At 71.2% G+C, this 16,191-nt stretch carries 22 protein-coding genes and 2 pseudogenes; 14 read left to right on the top strand and 10 right to left on the bottom strand.

Features of this window, described 5'->3' with window-relative positions; genetic code table 11:
* The first annotated feature begins 315 nt into the window (after positions 1-315).
* From FHR32_RS26400 to FHR32_RS26395, 3 genes are read left to right on the top strand one after another with little or no spacing between them, the layout of a single operon-like run.
* Positions 316-1,260 (top strand): sensor domain-containing protein, encoded by a 945-nt coding sequence (locus FHR32_RS26400; protein ID WP_312882708.1) that lies wholly within the window; start codon positions 316-318, stop codon positions 1,258-1,260.
* A 5-nt stretch (positions 1,261-1,265) separates the two neighbouring features.
* Entirely contained in the window at positions 1,266-1,529 is a 264-nt protein-coding gene (locus FHR32_RS44770) for a sensor histidine kinase (protein ID WP_246467432.1), read from the top strand.
* The gene (locus FHR32_RS26395; RefSeq protein ID WP_184757245.1) at positions 1,481-2,152 is read left to right on the top strand and encodes a response regulator; all 672 of its coding nucleotides are present in this window, start codon (positions 1,481-1,483) and stop codon (positions 2,150-2,152) included. Before FHR32_RS44770 ends, FHR32_RS26395 begins: the two co-directional genes overlap by 49 nt.
* 49 nt (positions 2,153-2,201) lie before the next feature.
* Here the strand turns inward: FHR32_RS26395 and FHR32_RS26390 are convergent, their stop codons facing one another.
* Together FHR32_RS26390 and FHR32_RS26385 are read right to left on the bottom strand one after the other, a co-directional pair.
* Positions 2,202-3,458 carry an ArgE/DapE family deacylase gene (locus FHR32_RS26390; protein ID WP_184757244.1) on the bottom strand — a complete coding sequence of 419 codons (1,257 nt, stop codon included), beginning with the start codon at positions 3,456-3,458 and terminating at the stop codon, positions 2,202-2,204.
* Between the two features lie 4 nt (positions 3,459-3,462).
* A complete protein-coding gene (locus tag FHR32_RS26385) occupies positions 3,463-5,073 on the bottom strand; it encodes a DUF885 domain-containing protein (protein ID WP_184757243.1) in 1,611 nt (536 codons plus the stop codon).
* A gap of 113 nt (positions 5,074-5,186) precedes the next feature.
* On the opposite strand from FHR32_RS26385, the gene FHR32_RS26380 reads away from it, so the two are divergent.
* From FHR32_RS26380 to FHR32_RS26355, 5 genes and pseudogenes are all read left to right on the top strand, one after another.
* Positions 5,187-5,588 carry a hypothetical protein gene (locus FHR32_RS26380; RefSeq protein ID WP_184757242.1) on the top strand — a complete coding sequence of 134 codons (402 nt, stop codon included), beginning with the start codon at positions 5,187-5,189 and terminating at the stop codon, positions 5,586-5,588.
* The gene (locus tag FHR32_RS26375; protein WP_184757241.1) at positions 5,588-5,827 is read left to right on the top strand and encodes a helix-turn-helix domain-containing protein; all 240 of its coding nucleotides are present in this window, start codon (positions 5,588-5,590) and stop codon (positions 5,825-5,827) included. The genes FHR32_RS26380 and FHR32_RS26375 overlap by 1 nt, the downstream gene beginning before the upstream one ends.
* Positions 5,828-5,872: 45 nt before the next feature.
* Positions 5,873-6,190 (top strand): hypothetical protein, encoded by a 318-nt coding sequence (locus FHR32_RS26370; protein WP_184757240.1) that lies wholly within the window; start codon positions 5,873-5,875, stop codon positions 6,188-6,190.
* Positions 6,154-6,757 (top strand): annotated as a pseudogene (locus FHR32_RS47365) (endonuclease/exonuclease/phosphatase family protein). The gene FHR32_RS26370 and the pseudogene FHR32_RS47365 overlap by 37 nt, the downstream one beginning before the upstream one ends.
* Before the next feature lie 117 nt (positions 6,758-6,874).
* Positions 6,875-7,195, top strand: a complete 321-nt coding sequence (locus tag FHR32_RS26355; protein WP_184757238.1) for a GroES family chaperonin — start codon at positions 6,875-6,877, stop codon at positions 7,193-7,195.
* Positions 7,196-7,298: 103 nt separating this feature from the next.
* Here the strand turns inward: FHR32_RS26355 and FHR32_RS26350 are convergent, their stop codons facing one another.
* The 3 genes from FHR32_RS26350 to FHR32_RS26340 form a co-directional block, all read right to left on the bottom strand.
* Positions 7,299-8,246, bottom strand: a complete 948-nt coding sequence (locus FHR32_RS26350) for a hypothetical protein (RefSeq protein ID WP_184757237.1) — start codon at positions 8,244-8,246, stop codon at positions 7,299-7,301.
* A gap of 228 nt (positions 8,247-8,474) precedes the next feature.
* Positions 8,475-8,768 carry a hypothetical protein gene (locus FHR32_RS26345; RefSeq protein ID WP_184757236.1) on the bottom strand — a complete coding sequence of 98 codons (294 nt, stop codon included), beginning with the start codon at positions 8,766-8,768 and terminating at the stop codon, positions 8,475-8,477.
* Between the two features lie 134 nt (positions 8,769-8,902).
* Entirely contained in the window at positions 8,903-9,277 is a 375-nt protein-coding gene (locus FHR32_RS26340; RefSeq protein ID WP_184757235.1) for a hypothetical protein, read from the bottom strand.
* Between the two features lie 240 nt (positions 9,278-9,517).
* On the opposite strand from FHR32_RS26340, the gene cpt reads away from it, so the two are divergent.
* Positions 9,518-10,051, top strand: coding sequence for a chloramphenicol phosphotransferase CPT (gene cpt / locus FHR32_RS26335; RefSeq protein WP_184757234.1), 534 nt, complete (start codon positions 9,518-9,520; stop codon positions 10,049-10,051).
* Between the two features lie 63 nt (positions 10,052-10,114).
* On the opposite strand, the gene FHR32_RS26330 is transcribed toward cpt, so the two are convergent.
* From FHR32_RS26330 to FHR32_RS44760, 3 genes and pseudogenes are all read right to left on the bottom strand, one after another.
* A complete protein-coding gene (locus FHR32_RS26330; protein WP_312882707.1) occupies positions 10,115-10,594 on the bottom strand; it encodes a TIGR02611 family protein in 480 nt (159 codons plus the stop codon).
* A 194-nt stretch (positions 10,595-10,788) separates the two neighbouring features.
* Complete coding sequence (locus FHR32_RS44765; RefSeq protein ID WP_312882759.1) at positions 10,789-10,959, bottom strand: cellulose binding domain-containing protein; 171 nt, start codon at positions 10,957-10,959, stop codon at positions 10,789-10,791.
* 67 nt (positions 10,960-11,026) lie between these two features.
* Positions 11,027-11,134, bottom strand: a pseudogene (locus tag FHR32_RS44760) (hypothetical protein); the annotation flags it as partial.
* A 419-nt stretch (positions 11,135-11,553) separates the two neighbouring features.
* On the opposite strand from FHR32_RS44760, the gene FHR32_RS26320 reads away from it, so the two are divergent.
* Together FHR32_RS26320 and FHR32_RS26315 are read left to right on the top strand one after the other, a co-directional pair.
* On the top strand, positions 11,554-12,480 hold the full coding sequence (locus tag FHR32_RS26320) for a phosphotriesterase family protein (protein WP_184757232.1): 927 nt from the start codon (positions 11,554-11,556) through the stop codon (positions 12,478-12,480).
* Between the two features lie 3 nt (positions 12,481-12,483).
* A complete protein-coding gene (locus FHR32_RS26315; RefSeq protein WP_184757231.1) occupies positions 12,484-13,362 on the top strand; it encodes a sugar phosphate isomerase/epimerase family protein in 879 nt (292 codons plus the stop codon).
* Between the two features lie 47 nt (positions 13,363-13,409).
* Here the strand turns inward: FHR32_RS26315 and soxR are convergent, their stop codons facing one another.
* On the bottom strand, positions 13,410-13,922 hold the full coding sequence (gene soxR / locus FHR32_RS26310) for a redox-sensitive transcriptional activator SoxR (protein ID WP_184757230.1): 513 nt from the start codon (positions 13,920-13,922) through the stop codon (positions 13,410-13,412).
* Positions 13,923-13,972: 50 nt separating this feature from the next.
* On the opposite strand from soxR, the gene FHR32_RS26305 reads away from it, so the two are divergent.
* Together FHR32_RS26305 and FHR32_RS26300 are read left to right on the top strand one after the other, a co-directional pair.
* Positions 13,973-14,140, top strand: coding sequence for a PNPOx family protein (locus tag FHR32_RS26305; protein ID WP_184757229.1), 168 nt, complete (start codon positions 13,973-13,975; stop codon positions 14,138-14,140).
* A 171-nt stretch (positions 14,141-14,311) separates the two neighbouring features.
* On the top strand, positions 14,312-14,677 hold the full coding sequence (locus FHR32_RS26300; protein ID WP_184757228.1) for a nuclear transport factor 2 family protein: 366 nt from the start codon (positions 14,312-14,314) through the stop codon (positions 14,675-14,677).
* Between the two features lie 122 nt (positions 14,678-14,799).
* On the opposite strand, the gene FHR32_RS26295 is transcribed toward FHR32_RS26300, so the two are convergent.
* Positions 14,800-15,021: a DUF6158 family protein gene (locus FHR32_RS26295; RefSeq protein WP_184757227.1), complete on the bottom strand. Its 222-nt coding sequence runs from the start codon at positions 15,019-15,021 to the stop codon at positions 14,800-14,802.
* A gap of 136 nt (positions 15,022-15,157) precedes the next feature.
* Here FHR32_RS26295 and FHR32_RS26290 point away from each other — a divergent pair, with 136 nt between their 5' ends.
* Entirely contained in the window at positions 15,158-16,117 is a 960-nt protein-coding gene (locus FHR32_RS26290; RefSeq protein ID WP_184757226.1) for a LysR family transcriptional regulator, read from the top strand.
* The last annotated feature ends 74 nt before the right edge of the window (positions 16,118-16,191 follow it).

Raw genomic sequence — 16,191 nt, 5'->3', positions numbered from 1 at the left:
ACGCCGTCCGCACCCGGTGGAGGACCCGGGATCCGGCTCGGCCGGGCTATTCGACGGCCGAACGCTCGCAGGTGGTGCCTTGCGGGGGGAGGCGGACGCCTGGCTCGCCGGGCCGGCCGGAGGTGCCGGGGCCGGTCGGTTTTTCCAGGAAAACGGTCACGGAGACTCCCATCGCTTGAGTGACGTGATCCAGCCTCCAGACACGGCTCAGCGGCCGCCATCGGTGCGAGTCCCCCGCAAAGGTGGGATATCGCCACCCACCGTGGTGGGGCTGGGCCTACCGTCTCCGCGGCGTCGAACGGGCAGACTGATCCGGTGACAAGGATCCGCCGCGCGCTGAAGCATGGACTCGTCTCCGCCGGAGAGCTGTCGCTGAACGCCGCCACGGGCGTGGCCGCGCTGCTGCTCACCGCCACGGTGCTGGCCGGTGTCGCACTGGTCCCGGTGGCCGGGATCGGACTCCCGCCGCTGGCCCGCCTGCTCACGCCGGTCCGGTCCTTCGCACGCTTCCAGCGGGCCCGGGTGAGCAGGGCCCTCGGCCGCGCCATCGCCGAGCCGTACAGCTCACCGGCCGGACCGCGGATCCGGGCTCATCTGATCCCCGCCCTGCGCGACCCCGCCACCTGGCGTGACCTCCTCTGGCTGGCCGTCCACGGTGTCACCAGCGCGGCCTTCGGGATCGCCGTCTGGGCGATGCTGTCCGCCGTCGGCGCGATCTGGACCCTGCGGACGGTGGACACGGGCCGGATGGTGACGTTCACCCTGTCACTGTCGATCCTGTTGATCATCTTGGCGGCCGTGCCCCTGTTCCGCACCGGGCAGGCACGCATGGCCCACCTGCTGCTCCGGCCGACGTCCTCACCGGCCCGGCGGATCAGGGAGCTGACCGAGTCCAGGGCGGCGGCCCTCGACGCGCAGGCGGCCGAGCTGCGCCGGATCGAGCGCGACCTGCACGACGGTGCGCAGGCCAGGCTCATCTCGGTGCGGATGAACCTGGGGCTGGCCAGGGGCTCCCACGATCTCGCCCAGGTTCAGGAGCTGGTCGAGGAGGCCTGGGGTCCACCGGCCAGGCCCTGGCCGAGCTGCGGGACATCGTGCGCGGCATCCATCCGCCGGTGCTCGCCGACCGGGGGCTGGCCGGGGCGATCGAGGCCGCCGCGCTGCTCTGCCCGGTCCCGGTCGAGATCGGAATCGACCTGCCGGGCCGCCCCGAGGCACCGGTCGAGTCCGCCCTGTACTTCGCGGCGGGTGAGGCCCTGACCAACATGGCCAAGCACAGCGACGCCACCCGGGCATGGGTACGGCTGCGCCACTCGGACGACGTCCTGCGCCTGACCGTCGGCGACGACGGGCGCGGCGGCGCCGACCTCGCCGCCGGCACCGGCCTGCGCGGCATCGAACGCCGCCTGTCCGCCTTCGACGGCTCGCTCGCGGTGAGCAGCCCCTCCGGCGGCCCGACCGAACTCACCATGGAGCTGCCGTGCGCGTTGTCATCGCCGAAGATCTCGCCCTCCTGCGGGACGGCCTGATCCACCTGCTGTCCGCCAAGGGGCTCGACGTGGTCGAGGCCGTCGACAACGGACCGATGCTGCTCGACGCGCTGATGCGGCACCGCCCCGACGTCGCCGTGATCGACGTACGGCTGCCGCCCACCTTCACCGACGAGGGGCTCCGCACCGCCCTGGAGGCACGGCGCCACGTGCCGGGGCTGCCGGTGCTGATCCTGTCGCAGTATGTGGAGCAGCTCTACGCCCGCGAGCTGCTGTCCGACCGCACCGGCGCGGTGGGCTACCTGCTGAAGGACCGGATCGGCGACGTCGACCAGTTCGTCGACTCCGTGCGGCGGGTGGCCGCCGGGGGCACCGCCATGGACTCCGAGGTGATCTCCCAGCTGCTGACCCGCCACGGCAGGGACGAGCCGCTCGCCGAACTGACGCCACGGGAGCGGCAGGTGCTCGCGATGATGGCCGAGGGCATGTCCAACCTCGCGATCGCCGGACGCCTCCACGTCACAGACAAGGCGGTCGGCAAGCACACCAACAACATCTTCGCCAAGCTGGGACTGCCGCCGTCCGACGACCACAACCGGCGGGTGATGGCCGTCCTGGCCTGGCTCGAAGCCGAACCCCGTCCCTTCGACCCGCCGAGGTGACGCCGCGCGCCGCCCTCCGGCGACACCGGCGCCGCCGCCGGCTGACGGGTCAGCCCCTGACGCCGCACCGGCGCAGGACCAGCAGGGCGAGCGCCCGGGTGACGTCGCGGAGCTCGCGCAGGTCGACCTGCTCGCGCGGGGCGTGGGCGAAGCGGACGTCACCCGGCCCGTAGTGCAGGGCCGGGATGCCGCCCGCGGCGTACAGGCGCAGGTCGCTCCCGTACGGCGCGGCCGTCTCGGCGGGGCGGGTCCCGGTCACGTCGGCCACCGCCGTGGCGACCTGGTCCAGCAGCTCGTGCCCGGCGGGCAGCCGGCCGCTGGCGAACTGGCCGCCCGGCCAGGTGACGGCGGGGGGATGTTCCCGCAGCCACGGGTGGCCGAGCTCGGCGACAGCGGTCTCCAGGGCGAGACGCGCCTGGGCGGGGTCCTCGTCCAGGCGCACGCCGAGACGGCCCTCGGCGACGAGCAGGTCCGGCACGCTGCTGGCCCAGTCGCCCGCCCGGACCGTCCCGATCTCGATCGGGTAGGGCAGCGGGTTCCCGTCGAAGACCGGGTCGGGGGCGCGGTTGCGGTCGGCCTCCAGCCGCCTGATCGCCTCGAAGACCGGCCAGAAGACCTCCAGGGCGTTGACGCCCTCGTAGCGGGTGGCGCCGTGGGCCGCCCGCCCGGCGACCTCGATCCTGAAGGTCAGCGCGCCGGCCGTCGCCGCGATGATCGCCCCGCCGGTCGGCTCGGTGATCACCGCGGCCTCGCCCCGGTGGCCGCGGGCCAGGGTGGCGAACGCGCCCAGGCCGCCGTCCTCCTCCCCCACCACGCAGTGCACGGCCAGCGGCCGGGCCAGCCGTACCTTCGACCTGCGGAGGGCGGCGACGACGGCGAGGTTCGCCGCGAGTCCCGCCTTCATGTCGCAGGCCCCTCTGCCGTGCAGGACGTTTCCGCCGATCCGGGCGCCGAAGGGGTCGCCGCCCTCCCACTTGGCCAGGTCGCCGGTCGGCACCACGTCCACGTGCCCCTGCAGGACGAGGGCGGGGGCGCCCTCGCCCCCGGTGACGCCGACGACGCCGTAGCCCTCGACGCGGGGGGCCTCCGTGCCGGGGAATCCGGGGGCGGCCTGGAGGGTGTCGAGGTCGAGCTTCCAGACGTCGACGTCCAGCCCCGCCTCGGTGAGCAGCCCGCCGCAGCGGTGCTGCAGATCCGACTCGGCGTCGGTGCCGGTCACGCTCGGCACCCGGACCAGCTCGGTCAGGAGCCGGACCGTCTCCGCCTCGTCCAGGGCGTCCAGAACCCTCGCCTCGTCGTCGGTCATGCCGTCAGCCTTCCAGGGCCACCCGGCGGGCCAGCCCCAGGGGGAGGCCGCCGGAGCCCGCCAGGGCGTCGTGGAAGGTGCGCAGGTCACCGCGGTCCGCGGCCAGGTAGTCGTCGCGGATGCGGTCGATCTCCAGGGCGCCGGTCAGGTAGGAGGGGGCCTGGGTGGGCCAGGCGCAGTAGCGGGCGACCTCGCCCTTGGCCGTGCCGGGGGTGAGCGAGGACCGGGTGGTCATGAACTCCTCGGCCTCCTCGACGCTCATGTCACCGCAGTGCAGCGAGGTGTCCACGATGATGCGGGCCGCCCGGAAGAGGCGGAAGTCCAGGTGGGCGAGCTCCTGGGCGGGGGTGGTGAAGTAACCCTGCTCCCGCATGACCTTCTCCACGTACAGGGCCCAGCCCTCGGTGAAGTAGGGCGTGCGGAACAGCCTGCGGGCCCGGCGCGGGTTGCCTGCCATCCAGGACAGGTGCCAGTGGTGACCGGGGTAGGCCTCGTGGACGGCGATGGAGGGCATCTGCGCCCTGGCGTTGGTGCGCAGCCGCTGGCGCACCTGCTCCTCGGTGAAGGAGTCGGGGGTGAACGGTACGAAGAAGTGCCCGATCCGCGAGGGGGACAGGGGCGGGGGCTGCAGGTAGGAGGCGACGGCCAGGATGGGCCGCTGGAACTCCGGCGACGGCACCACCCGGCACTCCTCGCCCTCGGCGAACGTCACCAGGCCGTGCTCGCGCACGAATCTCCTGGCCCGCTCGGTCTCGGCGTCGTACTCGGCCCGCATGTCCTCCAGGGTCGGCGCGTGGTCGTCCTGGAGGGCGACGACGGCGGCGTGCCAGTCATCGGAGCCGCCGGGCAGCCGCCGGGCGACCTCGCGCATCTGCGCGTCCAGCTCGTCGTAGGCCGCCTGACCGCGTTTGAGCAGCTCGTCGGCGCCGTAACCGAGCATCTCCCGCTCGCGCAGCAGCGTGGAGTAGAGCTCCTGGCCCATCCGCCAGGTGCCGGTGGCCTGGAAACCCTCCAGGAACCCCACCAACTCGTCGAAGGCCGCCGCCGCGGGCTCGGCCGCCGCGACCAGCCGGGCGCGCAGCGTCTCGTCGGCCACCTGGCCGGGGACCGTCTCGGTGAGGAAGCGCCGGGCGGTCCGCGCCTGGCCCAGACCCCGCTCGATCAGCAGCGGGGCCGCCAGCGCGGGATCGAGGTTCGTACGGCAGGCCGCGATGACGCCCGGCACCTCCGCCAGCCGCGCGACGGCCGCCTCGACCAGCTCGCCCTCGGGTGCCAGCCGGTTCAGGAACGGGCTGAACATCGAGTTGAAGACCGGCCCCAGGTAGACGGACGGGTCGCGCCGCCAGGCGGGCCAGGCCTCGTAGGCGAGCCCGCCGCGCAGGGTGGACATGATCAGCTCGCGGTCGACCACGTCCTCGAAGTCTCCGCCCCGCGCCGCCTGGAAGCGCGCCAGCCACTGTCGCGACTCCCGCTCGCGGGCGAGGATGCCGGCCTCGGTGAAGTCGCCGAGGGTCCTGTCATAGCCTTCCGCGTCCGCGAGGGCGGCGTGGATGGGGTTGGCCGCGAGATACCAGTCGAGGTAGTCACCGACCAGGTCAGGGGAGAGGTCCGTCATGTCCGGTGAGCCTACTCCGCGCTCCCGACATCCGGGATCCGACTTGCCATATCGACTTTCGATGGTTACGTTCATCGATACTATCGATATTCGATATTCCTTGGAGCGGTCGCGTGGCAACGCAGAACAACATGATCGGACGCATGACGGCCAGGCCCGCCGTGTTCGTCCTCCTGGTCGTGATAACCGGAGCGATCACCGGCCTGGTGCTCTACTCGCGGGCGGGCCTCTTCGGCCTGACGTACGGCTCCGTCGACGCACGCACACCCAACTCCTTCTACGGCTTCTCCGTGCAGGACGAGGAATGGGCCGCGCAGCTGGCCAGACCCGGCGTCATGCCCAACATGTCCGGCCGGCTCGGCTTCCACGACCCCACACCCGACACCGGCCAGCTGATCTGGCAGGCAATGATCTTCCCCGGTTTCGTGGTCGCCGCCGGCCTCGGCCTGCTGGTGCTGTCCGGCGTCCTGCGCGACGGGGTCCGGATGCGCGACGACCTGGAAGGGACGGTCTGATGTCACCGGCCGAGATGGAGTCCCACTCCATCGCCGTCCACCTCGACCACCTGCTGGCCGAGCGCGGGATGACACTCACCGAGCTGGCCGAGCGCGTCGGGGTGACCGTGGTCAACCTGTCGATCCTGAAGAACGGCCGGGCCAAGGCCGTCCGGTTCACCACGCTGACCCGGCTCTGCGAGGTTCTGGAGTGCCAGCCGGGAGACCTGCTGAGCCACCGTCCCCCGCAGGAGCGGTGATCCGGGCCTTCTCCCGGCGCGCCTGAACCGGTAGCGTCCGGCGAGATGACCACCGAAACGATCTCCACTACGGCCCCGCCTGCCGACCGCCCGCACCGGAGGCGCTGGATCAGCGTCCTGATCTGGATCCTGGTGACGCCGTTCGCGGCCTGGGCGGTGCTGCGGACGACCGGCTGGGACGCCGGATTCCGGTGGATCCAGCTCGTGGCGTTCACCCCGTACGTGGCGGCGGCCTCGGTCGCCGTCGCGCTGCTCGCCCTGGTCCTGCGCCGCTGCGGGTGCTGGCCGCCAACCTCGCGCGCGGCGACGCCGACACCAAGACGGTCATGGACCTCGTCCTACGGCTCAGGCCCGACATCCTGACCCTCCAGGAGCTCACCCCCGAGGCGGCCGAGCGCCTGGAGAAGGCGGGCATCCGCAAGGCCCTCCCCCACCTGGCCGGCGAGCCCGTCCCGGGCGTCTGGGGCTCCGGCGTCTACGCGCGATTCCCGCTCCGCGCGGACCAGGCCGCGCTCAACTACGGCAACTTCCGCCAGTCGGTGGCCGTCGCGCCCGAGCAGAACCTCCAGATCGTCTCGGTCCACCCCTGCGCCCCCCGGTTCGACTACAAGGCGGCCTGCTGGGCCCAGGGCCTGCGGGCGCTGCCCAGGCCCGGCGCCGGGCCGTACCGGGATCCTGGCCGGGGACTTCAACGCCACCCTCGACCATGCGGTCATGCGGGAACTCCTCACCGCCGGCTACCGCGACGCCGCCGACGTCACCGGGCAGGGTTTCACCCCGACCTGGCCCCAGCAGGGCTGGGAGCCGGTCCCCGGGGTGACGCTGGACCATGTGCTCGCCGACCCCCGGATCGGGGTCCGGTCGTTCGGCGTCCACCGTGTCCCCGGCACCGACCACCGGGCCGTCTTCGCCGAACTGGTGCTCCCCTGAACCGCAGGTTGACCGGCCGATCCGGACCCGTGCGGGCGACTCCCGACAGGCCCGGGGAGGACGGCCGAGCCACCGGGCCCGCCGGGGCGATCCCGCCGGTCCCATAAGCTTTGTCCTGTGGGTGACCCGAAGTTCGAGATCCAGATGCTCCACGACCGCGTCATGATCAAGGTTGAGCAGGAGCCGGAGGAGCGGCGCAGCACGGCGGGCATCGTCATCCCCGCCACGGTGAAGATGGCCAACCGGCTCGTCTGGGGCGAGGTCTGCGGTGCGGGCCCGAACGCCCGCGCGGTGAAGGTGGGCGACAAGGTGCTGTTCAATCCCGAGGACCAGTACGAGGTCGAGGTCCACAGCCAGCTCTACCTCATCATGCGCGAGCGCGACCTGCACGCCATCGCCACCCCGCAGACCGACAACGGCACCGGCCTGTACCTGTAGCCGTGACCGGAGCCGCCCTGCCGGCGCGCCCGGAGCCGGGCTTCTCCGATCTGTCCGCCGGTCCGGTACGGCGGGCGCGGCGGCCGTACCGGACCGGAGGTCGTCACCGGCGGGTGTAGCTGAGGTAGACCTTGTTCTTCCAGTCCTCGGCGGAGATGTCGGCCAGCACCCGCGTGGCCTTGCCCTGGAGGTCGAGCACGGCGACCCGGTAGGCGTTCCCACTGGCCATGACGGCGATGATGTGCTTGTCGTCCCACCAGCCCAGCAGGGCCTTCGGCTTGACGTCCGCCTTGCCTGCGAGCTTGCCCGTGGCCCGGTCCCAGAAGCAGACGTACTCGGTGTAGGACGCCGGACACCAGGTCATGAAGGTGCGCGCGGAGGGTGCGAAGGCGTCCTCGCCGCCGGCCGGGATCCCTGTCTTGGCCAGGGCGCGCCGGACCACGCCGGCCTGGTCGTAGAAACGGGTGCCGCCCTGGTAGTCGGCCACCACGTAGACGCCGTCGGGGCTCCAGCGGAACCTCGCCGCCCTGTCCACCCCCTTCACGATCACCGTCCGGGCGGTCTTCGCCGTCGCGTCGACGATCACGAAGCCCGTCGTCTCCCAGAGCGTGCCGTTCCTGCCCTGGACGGTCAGGACGGCCTTGGTGCCGCTCCGGGACCAGTGGGCGAACTTGGCGATGGACGGCTTGGCGACGGTCTGGATCTTGCTGGCCTTGTTCGCCGCCAGGTCGGCGAGGAGCACCGAGTCGTGGCCCGCACTGTAGGAGGTGGGCACCGCGAGGGCCATGGTCCCCTTGGGGGCGACGGTGACCTCCTGATAGCCGATCTGCTTGACGAACCCGGTGCTTCTGCGTAGGTATGCCGAGTTGCCGAGGGTGTACGAGGTGATCGTGAACGGGTCCGTGGAGCTCTCGCGCACGGTCACCCGGGTGTCGGGGAGCGCGACGTCCACGGAACTGGCGGCGTAGGCGGCGGTCGGGGTGAGCGCGAGCGTCGAGGCGACGATGACGGCGCATCCGAGTGGTCGGTAAATCCCAGGAGTCACAGACACTGCGGCATTTTAAGCCGGAAATTCATCCGGGATCCCACCCATGCTTAATTGATTTATCCGGCACCTCAATATGCTCCGACATATTAACATATAAATGTTATGTCCATATTATGAAATCACCGCATAAACGCTCTCCATGCCGGGGCGGCCAGGCGGTCGACATCCGAGGAGTCGGCCGAGCGGGCCAAGAACGCGATCTCGCTCGACAGCCGGGCCCTGTCCGGCTGATCACGTGGCCTTCCGCGTGCGGGGCGGGGCGGCCGCCGCCACCTCCCCGCAACGGGCGCATTCGGCCGCCATCGTGACGCGGAGCCGGCGCTCCTCGTAGAACCGGTGCCCCAGCGCGGCCACCACCAGGATCGCGCCGAGGAGGAGAAGCATCACCGGACCGTACTTGTCGTGCCCGATCAGGCCCATGACGAGGTGGGCCATGCCTGCGGCGACGATGATCGCGCCGACGTTGAGCAGTTCCCTGTTGAGCGTCCACCCCGAGGCGGATCGTCTCCGTTCCGTCTCACTCATGCACCCCAGGATGGCTACCGCGAGTTACATCACCGGTCGGATCCTGTGACCGACGTGTAAAGGATGCGGGCTCCTCCGTTACATGCGGGAACGCCACGGACGGCCGGTCGGGTGTCCCCGGCTCCGGAACGGGGTCAGAAGTAACCGGCGCCCGCGATGGTGGCGGGGGTGGTGCCGAGGTTCTTCACCTTGAAGCGGATGCAGGCGGGGGCCGTGTCGGGGTCGGCGGCGACGTAGGGCGCGTGGTCGTTGGCGACGATGGTCACCGCCCCGATGGCCTTGCCCTTACAGGTACCGATCTTCACCTCGGTCGGCACCGTGTTGTTCTCCAGCTTGACCAGGACCTTGCCCTTGTACGGGGCCGTGGGGACGAGCCCCTTGGCGAGGGACACCTCGGCGCCGGGCAGGATCGTCGCTCCCAGATTGACGGTGTCGGCCCGGGCGGCGACGCCGGTCACGATAACGATTCCGGCCGCCGCCAGGGCGACCATCGAGGTCAGGGCGCGCATCGGATGTCACTCTCCTTGTGTCCAGCTTCGGGGATCAGACGGAGAGAGACTACGGAGAGGGACGTCCCAAAATGATCATGTGGCTGGAAGCTCCGGGTAAAACCTCTCCGGAGACGCCGCGCCTGCCGGCCGGATTCCGTCCGGCGCGGTGGTCGGGGACGTCCGCCGGGTCGTGGTGGGCGGGAGGCGGCCGCCGTAAATCCGTTCCGGTCACGCCTTCGGAGCATTTACTGTGGCGCGATGACGACCGAAATGATCGTTCTCAACGGTGGTTCCAGCGCGGGGAAGTCCGGGATCGCCCGGTGCCTGCAGGCGATCCTGCCGGATCCGTGGCTGACCTTCGGGGTCGACACGCTGGTCCAGGGGATGCCCGCGTCAATGCGGACGCCGGGGGCGGGGATCGAGTTCGCCCCGGACGGTGAGGTGATCGTGGAGCCCGCGTTCCGGACTCTGGAGGAGGCGTGGATCCAGGGGATCGCCGCGATGGTCCGCGCGGGCGCACGCGTCATCGTGGACGAGGTCTTCCTCGGTGGGGCGGCTTCGCAGGAGCGATGGCTGAGGGCGCTTGACGGGCTACAGGTGCTCTGGGTCGGTGTGCGCTGTGAGAGTACGGTCGCCGCGGGCCGCGAGGTCGCGCGGGGCGACCGGGTCACGGGAATGGCGCGGTCGCAGGCGGACACGGTCCACCACGGTGTGGCCTACGACCTGGAGGTGGACACGACCCGCACCGAGTCCATGGAGTGCGCCCGGATCATCGCCGCCCGTCTCAGGTGATCCGGCCCGCCCGTCACGACGCGGCCGCCGCCGGCCGTACGGCGGGCAGGAGCGGTCACCGTGCTAACGGTTGATCAGCTTCCGCGCCTCGGCGATCAGGTCGAAGTGGAAGCTGAGCTTGAGGCCGTAGTAGACGATGGCCATGGCGGCCACGGCGGCCACGAGGACGACCAGGATCTTGACCGGCCAGCCCTGGCGGCCGAGCCAGGCCGTCCAGGCCGACAGGGTCCGCTTGCCGAACTCCAGCAGCAAATGTGCCCAGTGGAACTCGGTGGCGAGCACGGCGAGGCCGGCGAAGACCACCAGCCAGCCCGGTCCGGGGAAGGGGACCATGACGAGGCCGGCGATGACCAGCACGGCACCGAGGAAGCCAATAACGATCTTGAGGGTGAGACGGCCCGTCCGGGTGGACCTGACGCCGTCAAGCCAGCCGTGGATGCCCGATCGCCGCGCCGCCTCGTCCTTCAACGCGTCGGCGTCCCCGGTCTCGGACGGCCGCTCGGTCCCGGCCTGGGTTTTCCGCACCTCATCAGAGATAGCCACGCGTCCCCCGGACAGTCGGTTTCGCTCCAGAATAGGCCAGCCCATTCCAGCTCCGCTCCTTCTGGGGGATGAGCCGCGCCTGTTCTGGAGAACGAGTCGCGCCTGCGCCCTGGGTCGCACGGAGAGGGTGTGGCCCGCGCCCGGGTCCCGCGCGGCTTCGGAGGGCCGCGCGGAACCACGGTCGGGCCGGCCGGTCAGCCGGCCGTGCAGGTGACGGTGTCGGGGACGCCGTTGGTGCCGGTCCAGCTACCCCCGAAGCCGAACGTCGTGGACGCCCCGCTCCCCAGGTTGCCGTTCCAGCTCGCGTTCTTCACGGTGACGTCGGCGCCGGTCTGGGTGTGGACGCCGCTCCAGAGCTGGGTGATCTGCTGGCCGTTTGCGAACGACCACGTAGTAGGTGAAGGAGGTGTCGGCGGCCAGGCCGGTCAGCGCGAACGACGCCGAGGACGGCGAGCCGGCCTTCACGTCGGTCGCCCCGGCCTCCCGGTAGACGTCGTAGCCGGTCACCGCGGTGTTGTCGGTGGACGCCGTCCAGGTCAGCGTGGCACCCGAAGAGGTGATCGCCGAGGCGACCGGCTTTCCGGGCTTGGACGGCGGGGTGGTGTCGTCGGGCGGGACGGTCCCGCCGTTGTCGGCGTAGAGGATGCCCCGGCCGTTGGTGCCGAGGTAGACCCGCGGGAAGGCCGCTCAGCCCGTACCGGGTCCGCCTCGGTTTTCGCCGTCTCCGTGCGAAATTGGGGACGCCCGCCGGCTCACCGAAACTCACCCGCCCCGGACCCGGACCCGGACGCCCAAAAGGATCAAGGAACCGGCCGAAGGACAAGCGTCCACCCTACCGAAAGACCGTAACGACCGGCAACGAACACCGAGAGTGACGTTAAATCGCAAGCTAAGGGCAACAAGGTAAAACCATTGAGGCTTCCATTATGTTTACCCAAAATATGAGTTAATGTCCGTTCATGCCCGAGGCTCTCCTCGACACAATCGAGGCTCCCCTTGTCAGGACCGTCACCGGCTCCTGCGCTCCGTCCGCCATCGACGGGGCAGTCCTCCCCCGCGAGCACCTGCGCAGCGACATGCGCAGGGCCGCCGACGCCGGATCCGACCCGCACCGCTGGCTGGACGAGGAGCAGGAGGTCATTCGGGAACTGTGCGGGCTACGCCAGTCCGACAGGCTCGGCCTGGTCGTCGAACTGAGCTGCATCGGCATGGGTCGCGACGCCGCCACGCTGGCCCGGGTCACCGCCGGCAGCCGGGTGGCCGTGGTGGCCGGGACCGGATTCTTCTCCGGCCCCTTCACCCCCTCCTGTGCCCTCGACGCCGACGTGGACGCCCTCACCGCGCACCTGCTGACCGAGATCGAGGACGGGCTGGACGGCACCAGCGTCCGCCCCGGCGTGATCGGTGAGATCGGCATCTGGGGCCAGAAGCCCACACCCGCCGAGGAGCGCTGCGTGGCAGCCGCCGCCAGGGCGTCCCTGGCCTCCGGCCTGCCCGTCGCCACCCATCACCGCGGCGGTCTGGCACTGCTGGAGATCCTGCTCGGCGAGGGCCTGCCCGCCCACCGGGTCAGCGTCGCCGGCTCCGGGACGGACCCGGCGACCCCCCAGAGGATCGTGGAACGCGGGGGCTACGTCTGCCTCTCCTCCCTCGGCGCCGACCGGCTCCGGCAGGCGCTGGACCTCATCGAGGCCGGATACGCGCACCGTCTGCTGCTCAGCAGCGGCCTGTCGAAGGTCTCCGAGATCGAGCGGTACGGCGGAGCCGGCTACAGCCATCTGTTCCGCACCTTCCTGCCCCGGCTGCGCGAGTCCGGGGTCGGCGAGGAGACCATCCGCCTGATCACCCACGACAACCCCCTGCGCTGGCTGAGCCACATGGAGTGACCCATGTCGATCAAGGTCGCGAACGCCCCCGTCAACTTCGGGATCTACCAGGTGGAGGGCGCCCCGCTGGACGCCGACACCATGCTCGGCGTGCTCGCCGAAGCCGGCTACGACGGGGTCGACTCGGGCCCGATCGGCTACCTGGGAACCGGTGCCGAGCTGCGGGAGCGGCTGGGACGGACCGGGATGGGACTGGCCGGCGGCTGGGTGGACCTGCGCTACGAGGACGCCGGCGCCTTCGCGGCCGACCTGGCCGGGCTGGACGCGGCGCTGGCGGTGTTCGCGAGCGTGCCGGTCGGCGACGGGCGGTTCGCGCCCCGGCCCACCCTGGCCTGCCCCGCCCACCCGGCGCGGTTCGCCGGGGGCGTCGCCCCCGGCCTGCCGGGCGAGGCGTGGGCGGGGTTCGCCTCCCGCGTCCAGCAGGCGGCCGACCGCTGCCGCGACCGCGGCCTGGAACCCGTCTTCCACCACCACGCGGGAACGCTTGTGGAGACCCCCGATGAGGTCGAGCGGCTGCTGGAGCTCACCGACGTCTCGCTCTGCCTGGACACCGGCCACCTCTGGCTGGCCGGCGGCGACCCGGTGGCGGCGCTGCGGGAGTGGGGCGGCCGCATCGGCCAGTTCCACCTCAAGGACGCGAGCCGGGAGGCGCGCGACCGGGTGCGGGCGGCCGGCGGCGACCTGGCGGCGGCCGTCGCGGGCGGCGCGTTCCCCCCACTCGGCGCAGGAGAGATCGACCTGACCGCCGTTCTGGGCGCGCTCGGCGGCTACCAGGGCTGGCTGGTCGTCGAGCAGGACGTTCCGGGCTCCGGCCAGGACCTCGACCGGATCCTGGACGACCAGCGCGCCAACCGCGCCTGGCTACGCGCCCACGGCCTCTGACGTCCCCGGGGGACGTCTCCGCGGCCGTGTGCGCGCACCGGACGCCGTTATGCCCCCACCGCCTCCGGAGACTCCAGGTCCGGGCCCGCGCAGGAGGAGGGAGGGGCGCAGTCACGGCGCGGGACGACCATCAGACGCGAGCCGGGTCCCCGGGCCGCCGCCACGTCGTCGGGGTTGGCCAGCGCGCAGCGGTCCAGGGACAGGCAACCACAGCCGATGCACTCGGTAAGACCGTCGCGGAGCCGCTGGAGCTGCCTGATCCGGTCGTCCAGCTCGCTCCGCCACGCCACCGAGAGCTTCGCCCAGTCCTCGCGGGTGGGGGTGCGCTCGTCGGGCAGGGCGGACAGGGCCTCCTGGATCGACCTCAGGGGGATGCCGACCCGCTGCGAGACCCTGATGAAGGCGATCCGGCGCAGCGTGTCACGGGTGAAGCGACGCTGGTTGCCGACCGTACGGCGGCTGCTGATCAGCCCCTTGGACTCGTAGAAGTGCAGGGCCGAGACGGCGACCCCGCTGCGCGAGGCCAGCTGCCCCACGGTGATCTCCACATTCTTGGGCATGCCTCACCATAGCTTGACCTCAACCTTGGATGAGGTCGCATGCTCGTCCCATGACGTTCACCCAGGCAGAATTCGACTATCTCGCGAGCCGGCGGCTGGTCCGCCTGGCCACGGCGAGCCCCGACGGCGTGCTGCAGAACAGCCCCACCGGTTTCTCCTGCGCCCCCGAGACCGGCACCCTCGACATCTACGGCCGGGCCAGAGGCCGCGACGTCTGACCCCGCCTTCGAGGCCTTTCCCCGCTGATGCCGTCACCGCGGACCGGACACATCCGGGTCGACCTATAGAGAGCCCGGTAAGTACTGGTGGACGACGGATTCCGCGTTCCGCCGATCTCCGTAGCTTTATGACCTGCAGGAACAACCGCAGGAAACAAGGAGACGGACGACATGAGCGACACCGCCAAGCTGGTCGAGCGCTACCTGGCCACCTGGAACATCACCGACGCCGCCGAGCGTCGCGCGGAGATCGACGCCCTCTGGGCCGAGGACGGCCGCTACATCGACCCCCTGGTCGACGCCGCCGGCCGCGACGCGATCGACGCCACCATCGCCGCGGTCCAGCAGCAGTTCCCCGGCCTGGTCTTCACCCTGGGCGGCGACGTCGACGCCCACCACAACCTGGCCCGCTTCACCTGGAACCTCGGCCCTGAGGGCGGCGAGGCCATCGTGGTCGGCTTCGACGTCGCGGTCATGACCGAGGACGGCCGCATCCAGACCGTCCACGGCTTCCTCGACCAGGTCCCCACCGCCTGAACGGCCATGGCCGGACCGCCCCTGGAAGCGCGGCTGGCCGCACTCGCGACATCCGGAGGCGGTCGTCTGTGATTGCGGCCGAACAGCTCGGTGCTGGTCGCCCCGGGGTCACCTCACACCCCCTAACGCCGTCGCGCGCCGTCGCGCAGCCGTCCGGGGTCGATGTCCCGCTCGGGGTGCCGGCGGAGATATTCCTGCTCCAGTTCCTCGGTGCGCATGGTGTGGTTGGCGAGCGCGTCGCCGGAACCGTGCAGGAGCGTGTCGGTCCGGGTCGCGTGCAGGTGCCGCAACTCGCGGAGCATGTCGTCCTCTGTCAGTTCTGCCGGATCGATTCCCATGGTCATGAGGTCTCGTTACCCTGTCACGGCCTTTCCTCACTCCCTTCTCCATCACTTCCATTAGAACGATTTCACGAAATTGAGTCAGATTTCATGACTTGTTTGCATTGCAGGCATACCGCGGCGGCCTTACCTTCCCGGTATGGACCTCGAGCTCCGACATCTCAAGATCGTGCGCGCGGTCGCCGAGGCCGGGAGCGTCACCAAGGCGGCCACCCACCTCGGACTGGCCCAGCCTGCGCTGACCGCGCAGCTCAAACGGATAGAACGGGTGCTCGGGGGAGCTCTTTTCGATCGCGACCACAACGGCGCGCGGCCCACGCCTCTCGGGGAGCTGGTGCTGTCCAGGGCGATGGTGCTGCTCCCCGCCGCCCGGGAGCTCCAGGAGGAGGCGGTCCGGTTCGCCAATAACGGCGGGGACATCCCCAGCTACCGGCTGGGCGCCACCAACGGGCCGATCCTGGGCGGGCTGGTGGACCGGCTCGCCACGGCATGGCCGTCGTCCCCGGTGAGCACCTACACCTCCTGGTCCGCCAGGGAGCTGACCACGATGGTCATGCTCGGCCGGCTCGACTTCGCGCTCATCGGCGCCTGCGGGGAGAGCCCGCCCCCGACGGCCGGGCCGGTGGTGTGGCTGACGGTGGGGGTGGACCCGATCTTCGTCCTGCTCAACGAGGAGCACCCGCTGGCCGTCCGCAAGGAGGTGGCACTGGCCGAGCTGTCCGGCGAGCAGTGGGCGGGCACCCCCGGCGACGGCTGTTTCGGCGACTGCTTCGCCACGGCCTGCGCCCGCGCGGGCTTCACGCCCCAGACCATCTACGAGACCGACGTGGCCACCTGCCTGCATCTGGCCGCGGTCGGCCGCGCCGCCGTACTGTGCAAGGCGACCTTCCAGCCGGCCCCGGGCGTGGCGATGGTGCCGCTCGCCGACGCACCGCTGCACTGGCGGCAACTGCTCGGCTGGCATCCGGAGGCGCCCGCCGCGCGGGTCGCGGCGGCGGTCGCCGAGCAGGCCAAGGCCGCCCACGCCGACGCGGTACGGCGCAGCACGCGTTACGCCGCCTGGCTGGCAGACAATCCCCGATTCGGCACCGCTCCCTGACGTCCCGCCGGCCGGCGCCGGACGATTCCGGGAGGGGCGGCGGTGCCGCCGTATCCGGAGGTCCAGAAGAATGA

Source organism: Streptosporangium album (assembly GCF_014203795.1).
Lineage (GTDB): Bacteria > Actinomycetota > Actinomycetes > Streptosporangiales > Streptosporangiaceae > Streptosporangium > Streptosporangium album.
Note: the sequence above shows the minus strand (reverse complement) of the source record. Positions and strands in the feature narration are given on the sequence as shown.

Coding starts and splice junctions, on each gene's coding strand:
- FHR32_RS26340 (WP_184757235.1), bottom strand. CDS start 9,277: ATGCGCGCCCTGACCTCGATGGTCGCCCTGGCGGCGGCCGGAATCGTT.
- soxR (WP_184757230.1), bottom strand. CDS start 13,922: ATGCCCAAGAATGTGGAGATCACCGTGGGGCAGCTGGCCTCGCGCAGC.
- FHR32_RS26385 (WP_184757243.1), bottom strand. CDS start 5,073: ATGACGGACCTCTCCCCTGACCTGGTCGGTGACTACCTCGACTGGTAT.
- FHR32_RS26320 (WP_184757232.1), top strand. CDS start 11,554: ATGCCCGAGGCTCTCCTCGACACAATCGAGGCTCCCCTTGTCAGGACC.
- cpt (WP_184757234.1), top strand. CDS start 9,518: ATGACGACCGAAATGATCGTTCTCAACGGTGGTTCCAGCGCGGGGAAG.
- FHR32_RS26345 (WP_184757236.1), bottom strand. CDS start 8,768: ATGAGTGAGACGGAACGGAGACGATCCGCCTCGGGGTGGACGCTCAAC.
- FHR32_RS26315 (WP_184757231.1), top strand. CDS start 12,484: ATGTCGATCAAGGTCGCGAACGCCCCCGTCAACTTCGGGATCTACCAG.
- FHR32_RS44770 (WP_246467432.1), top strand. CDS start 1,266: ATGGCCAAGCACAGCGACGCCACCCGGGCATGGGTACGGCTGCGCCAC.
- FHR32_RS26300 (WP_184757228.1), top strand. CDS start 14,312: ATGAGCGACACCGCCAAGCTGGTCGAGCGCTACCTGGCCACCTGGAAC.
- FHR32_RS26295 (WP_184757227.1), bottom strand. CDS start 15,021: ATGACCATGGGAATCGATCCGGCAGAACTGACAGAGGACGACATGCTC.
- FHR32_RS26290 (WP_184757226.1), top strand. CDS start 15,158: ATGGACCTCGAGCTCCGACATCTCAAGATCGTGCGCGCGGTCGCCGAG.
- FHR32_RS26375 (WP_184757241.1), top strand. CDS start 5,588: ATGTCACCGGCCGAGATGGAGTCCCACTCCATCGCCGTCCACCTCGAC.
- FHR32_RS26370 (WP_184757240.1), top strand. CDS start 5,873: ATGACCACCGAAACGATCTCCACTACGGCCCCGCCTGCCGACCGCCCG.
- FHR32_RS26390 (WP_184757244.1), bottom strand. CDS start 3,458: ATGACCGACGACGAGGCGAGGGTTCTGGACGCCCTGGACGAGGCGGAG.
- FHR32_RS26305 (WP_184757229.1), top strand. CDS start 13,973: ATGACGTTCACCCAGGCAGAATTCGACTATCTCGCGAGCCGGCGGCTG.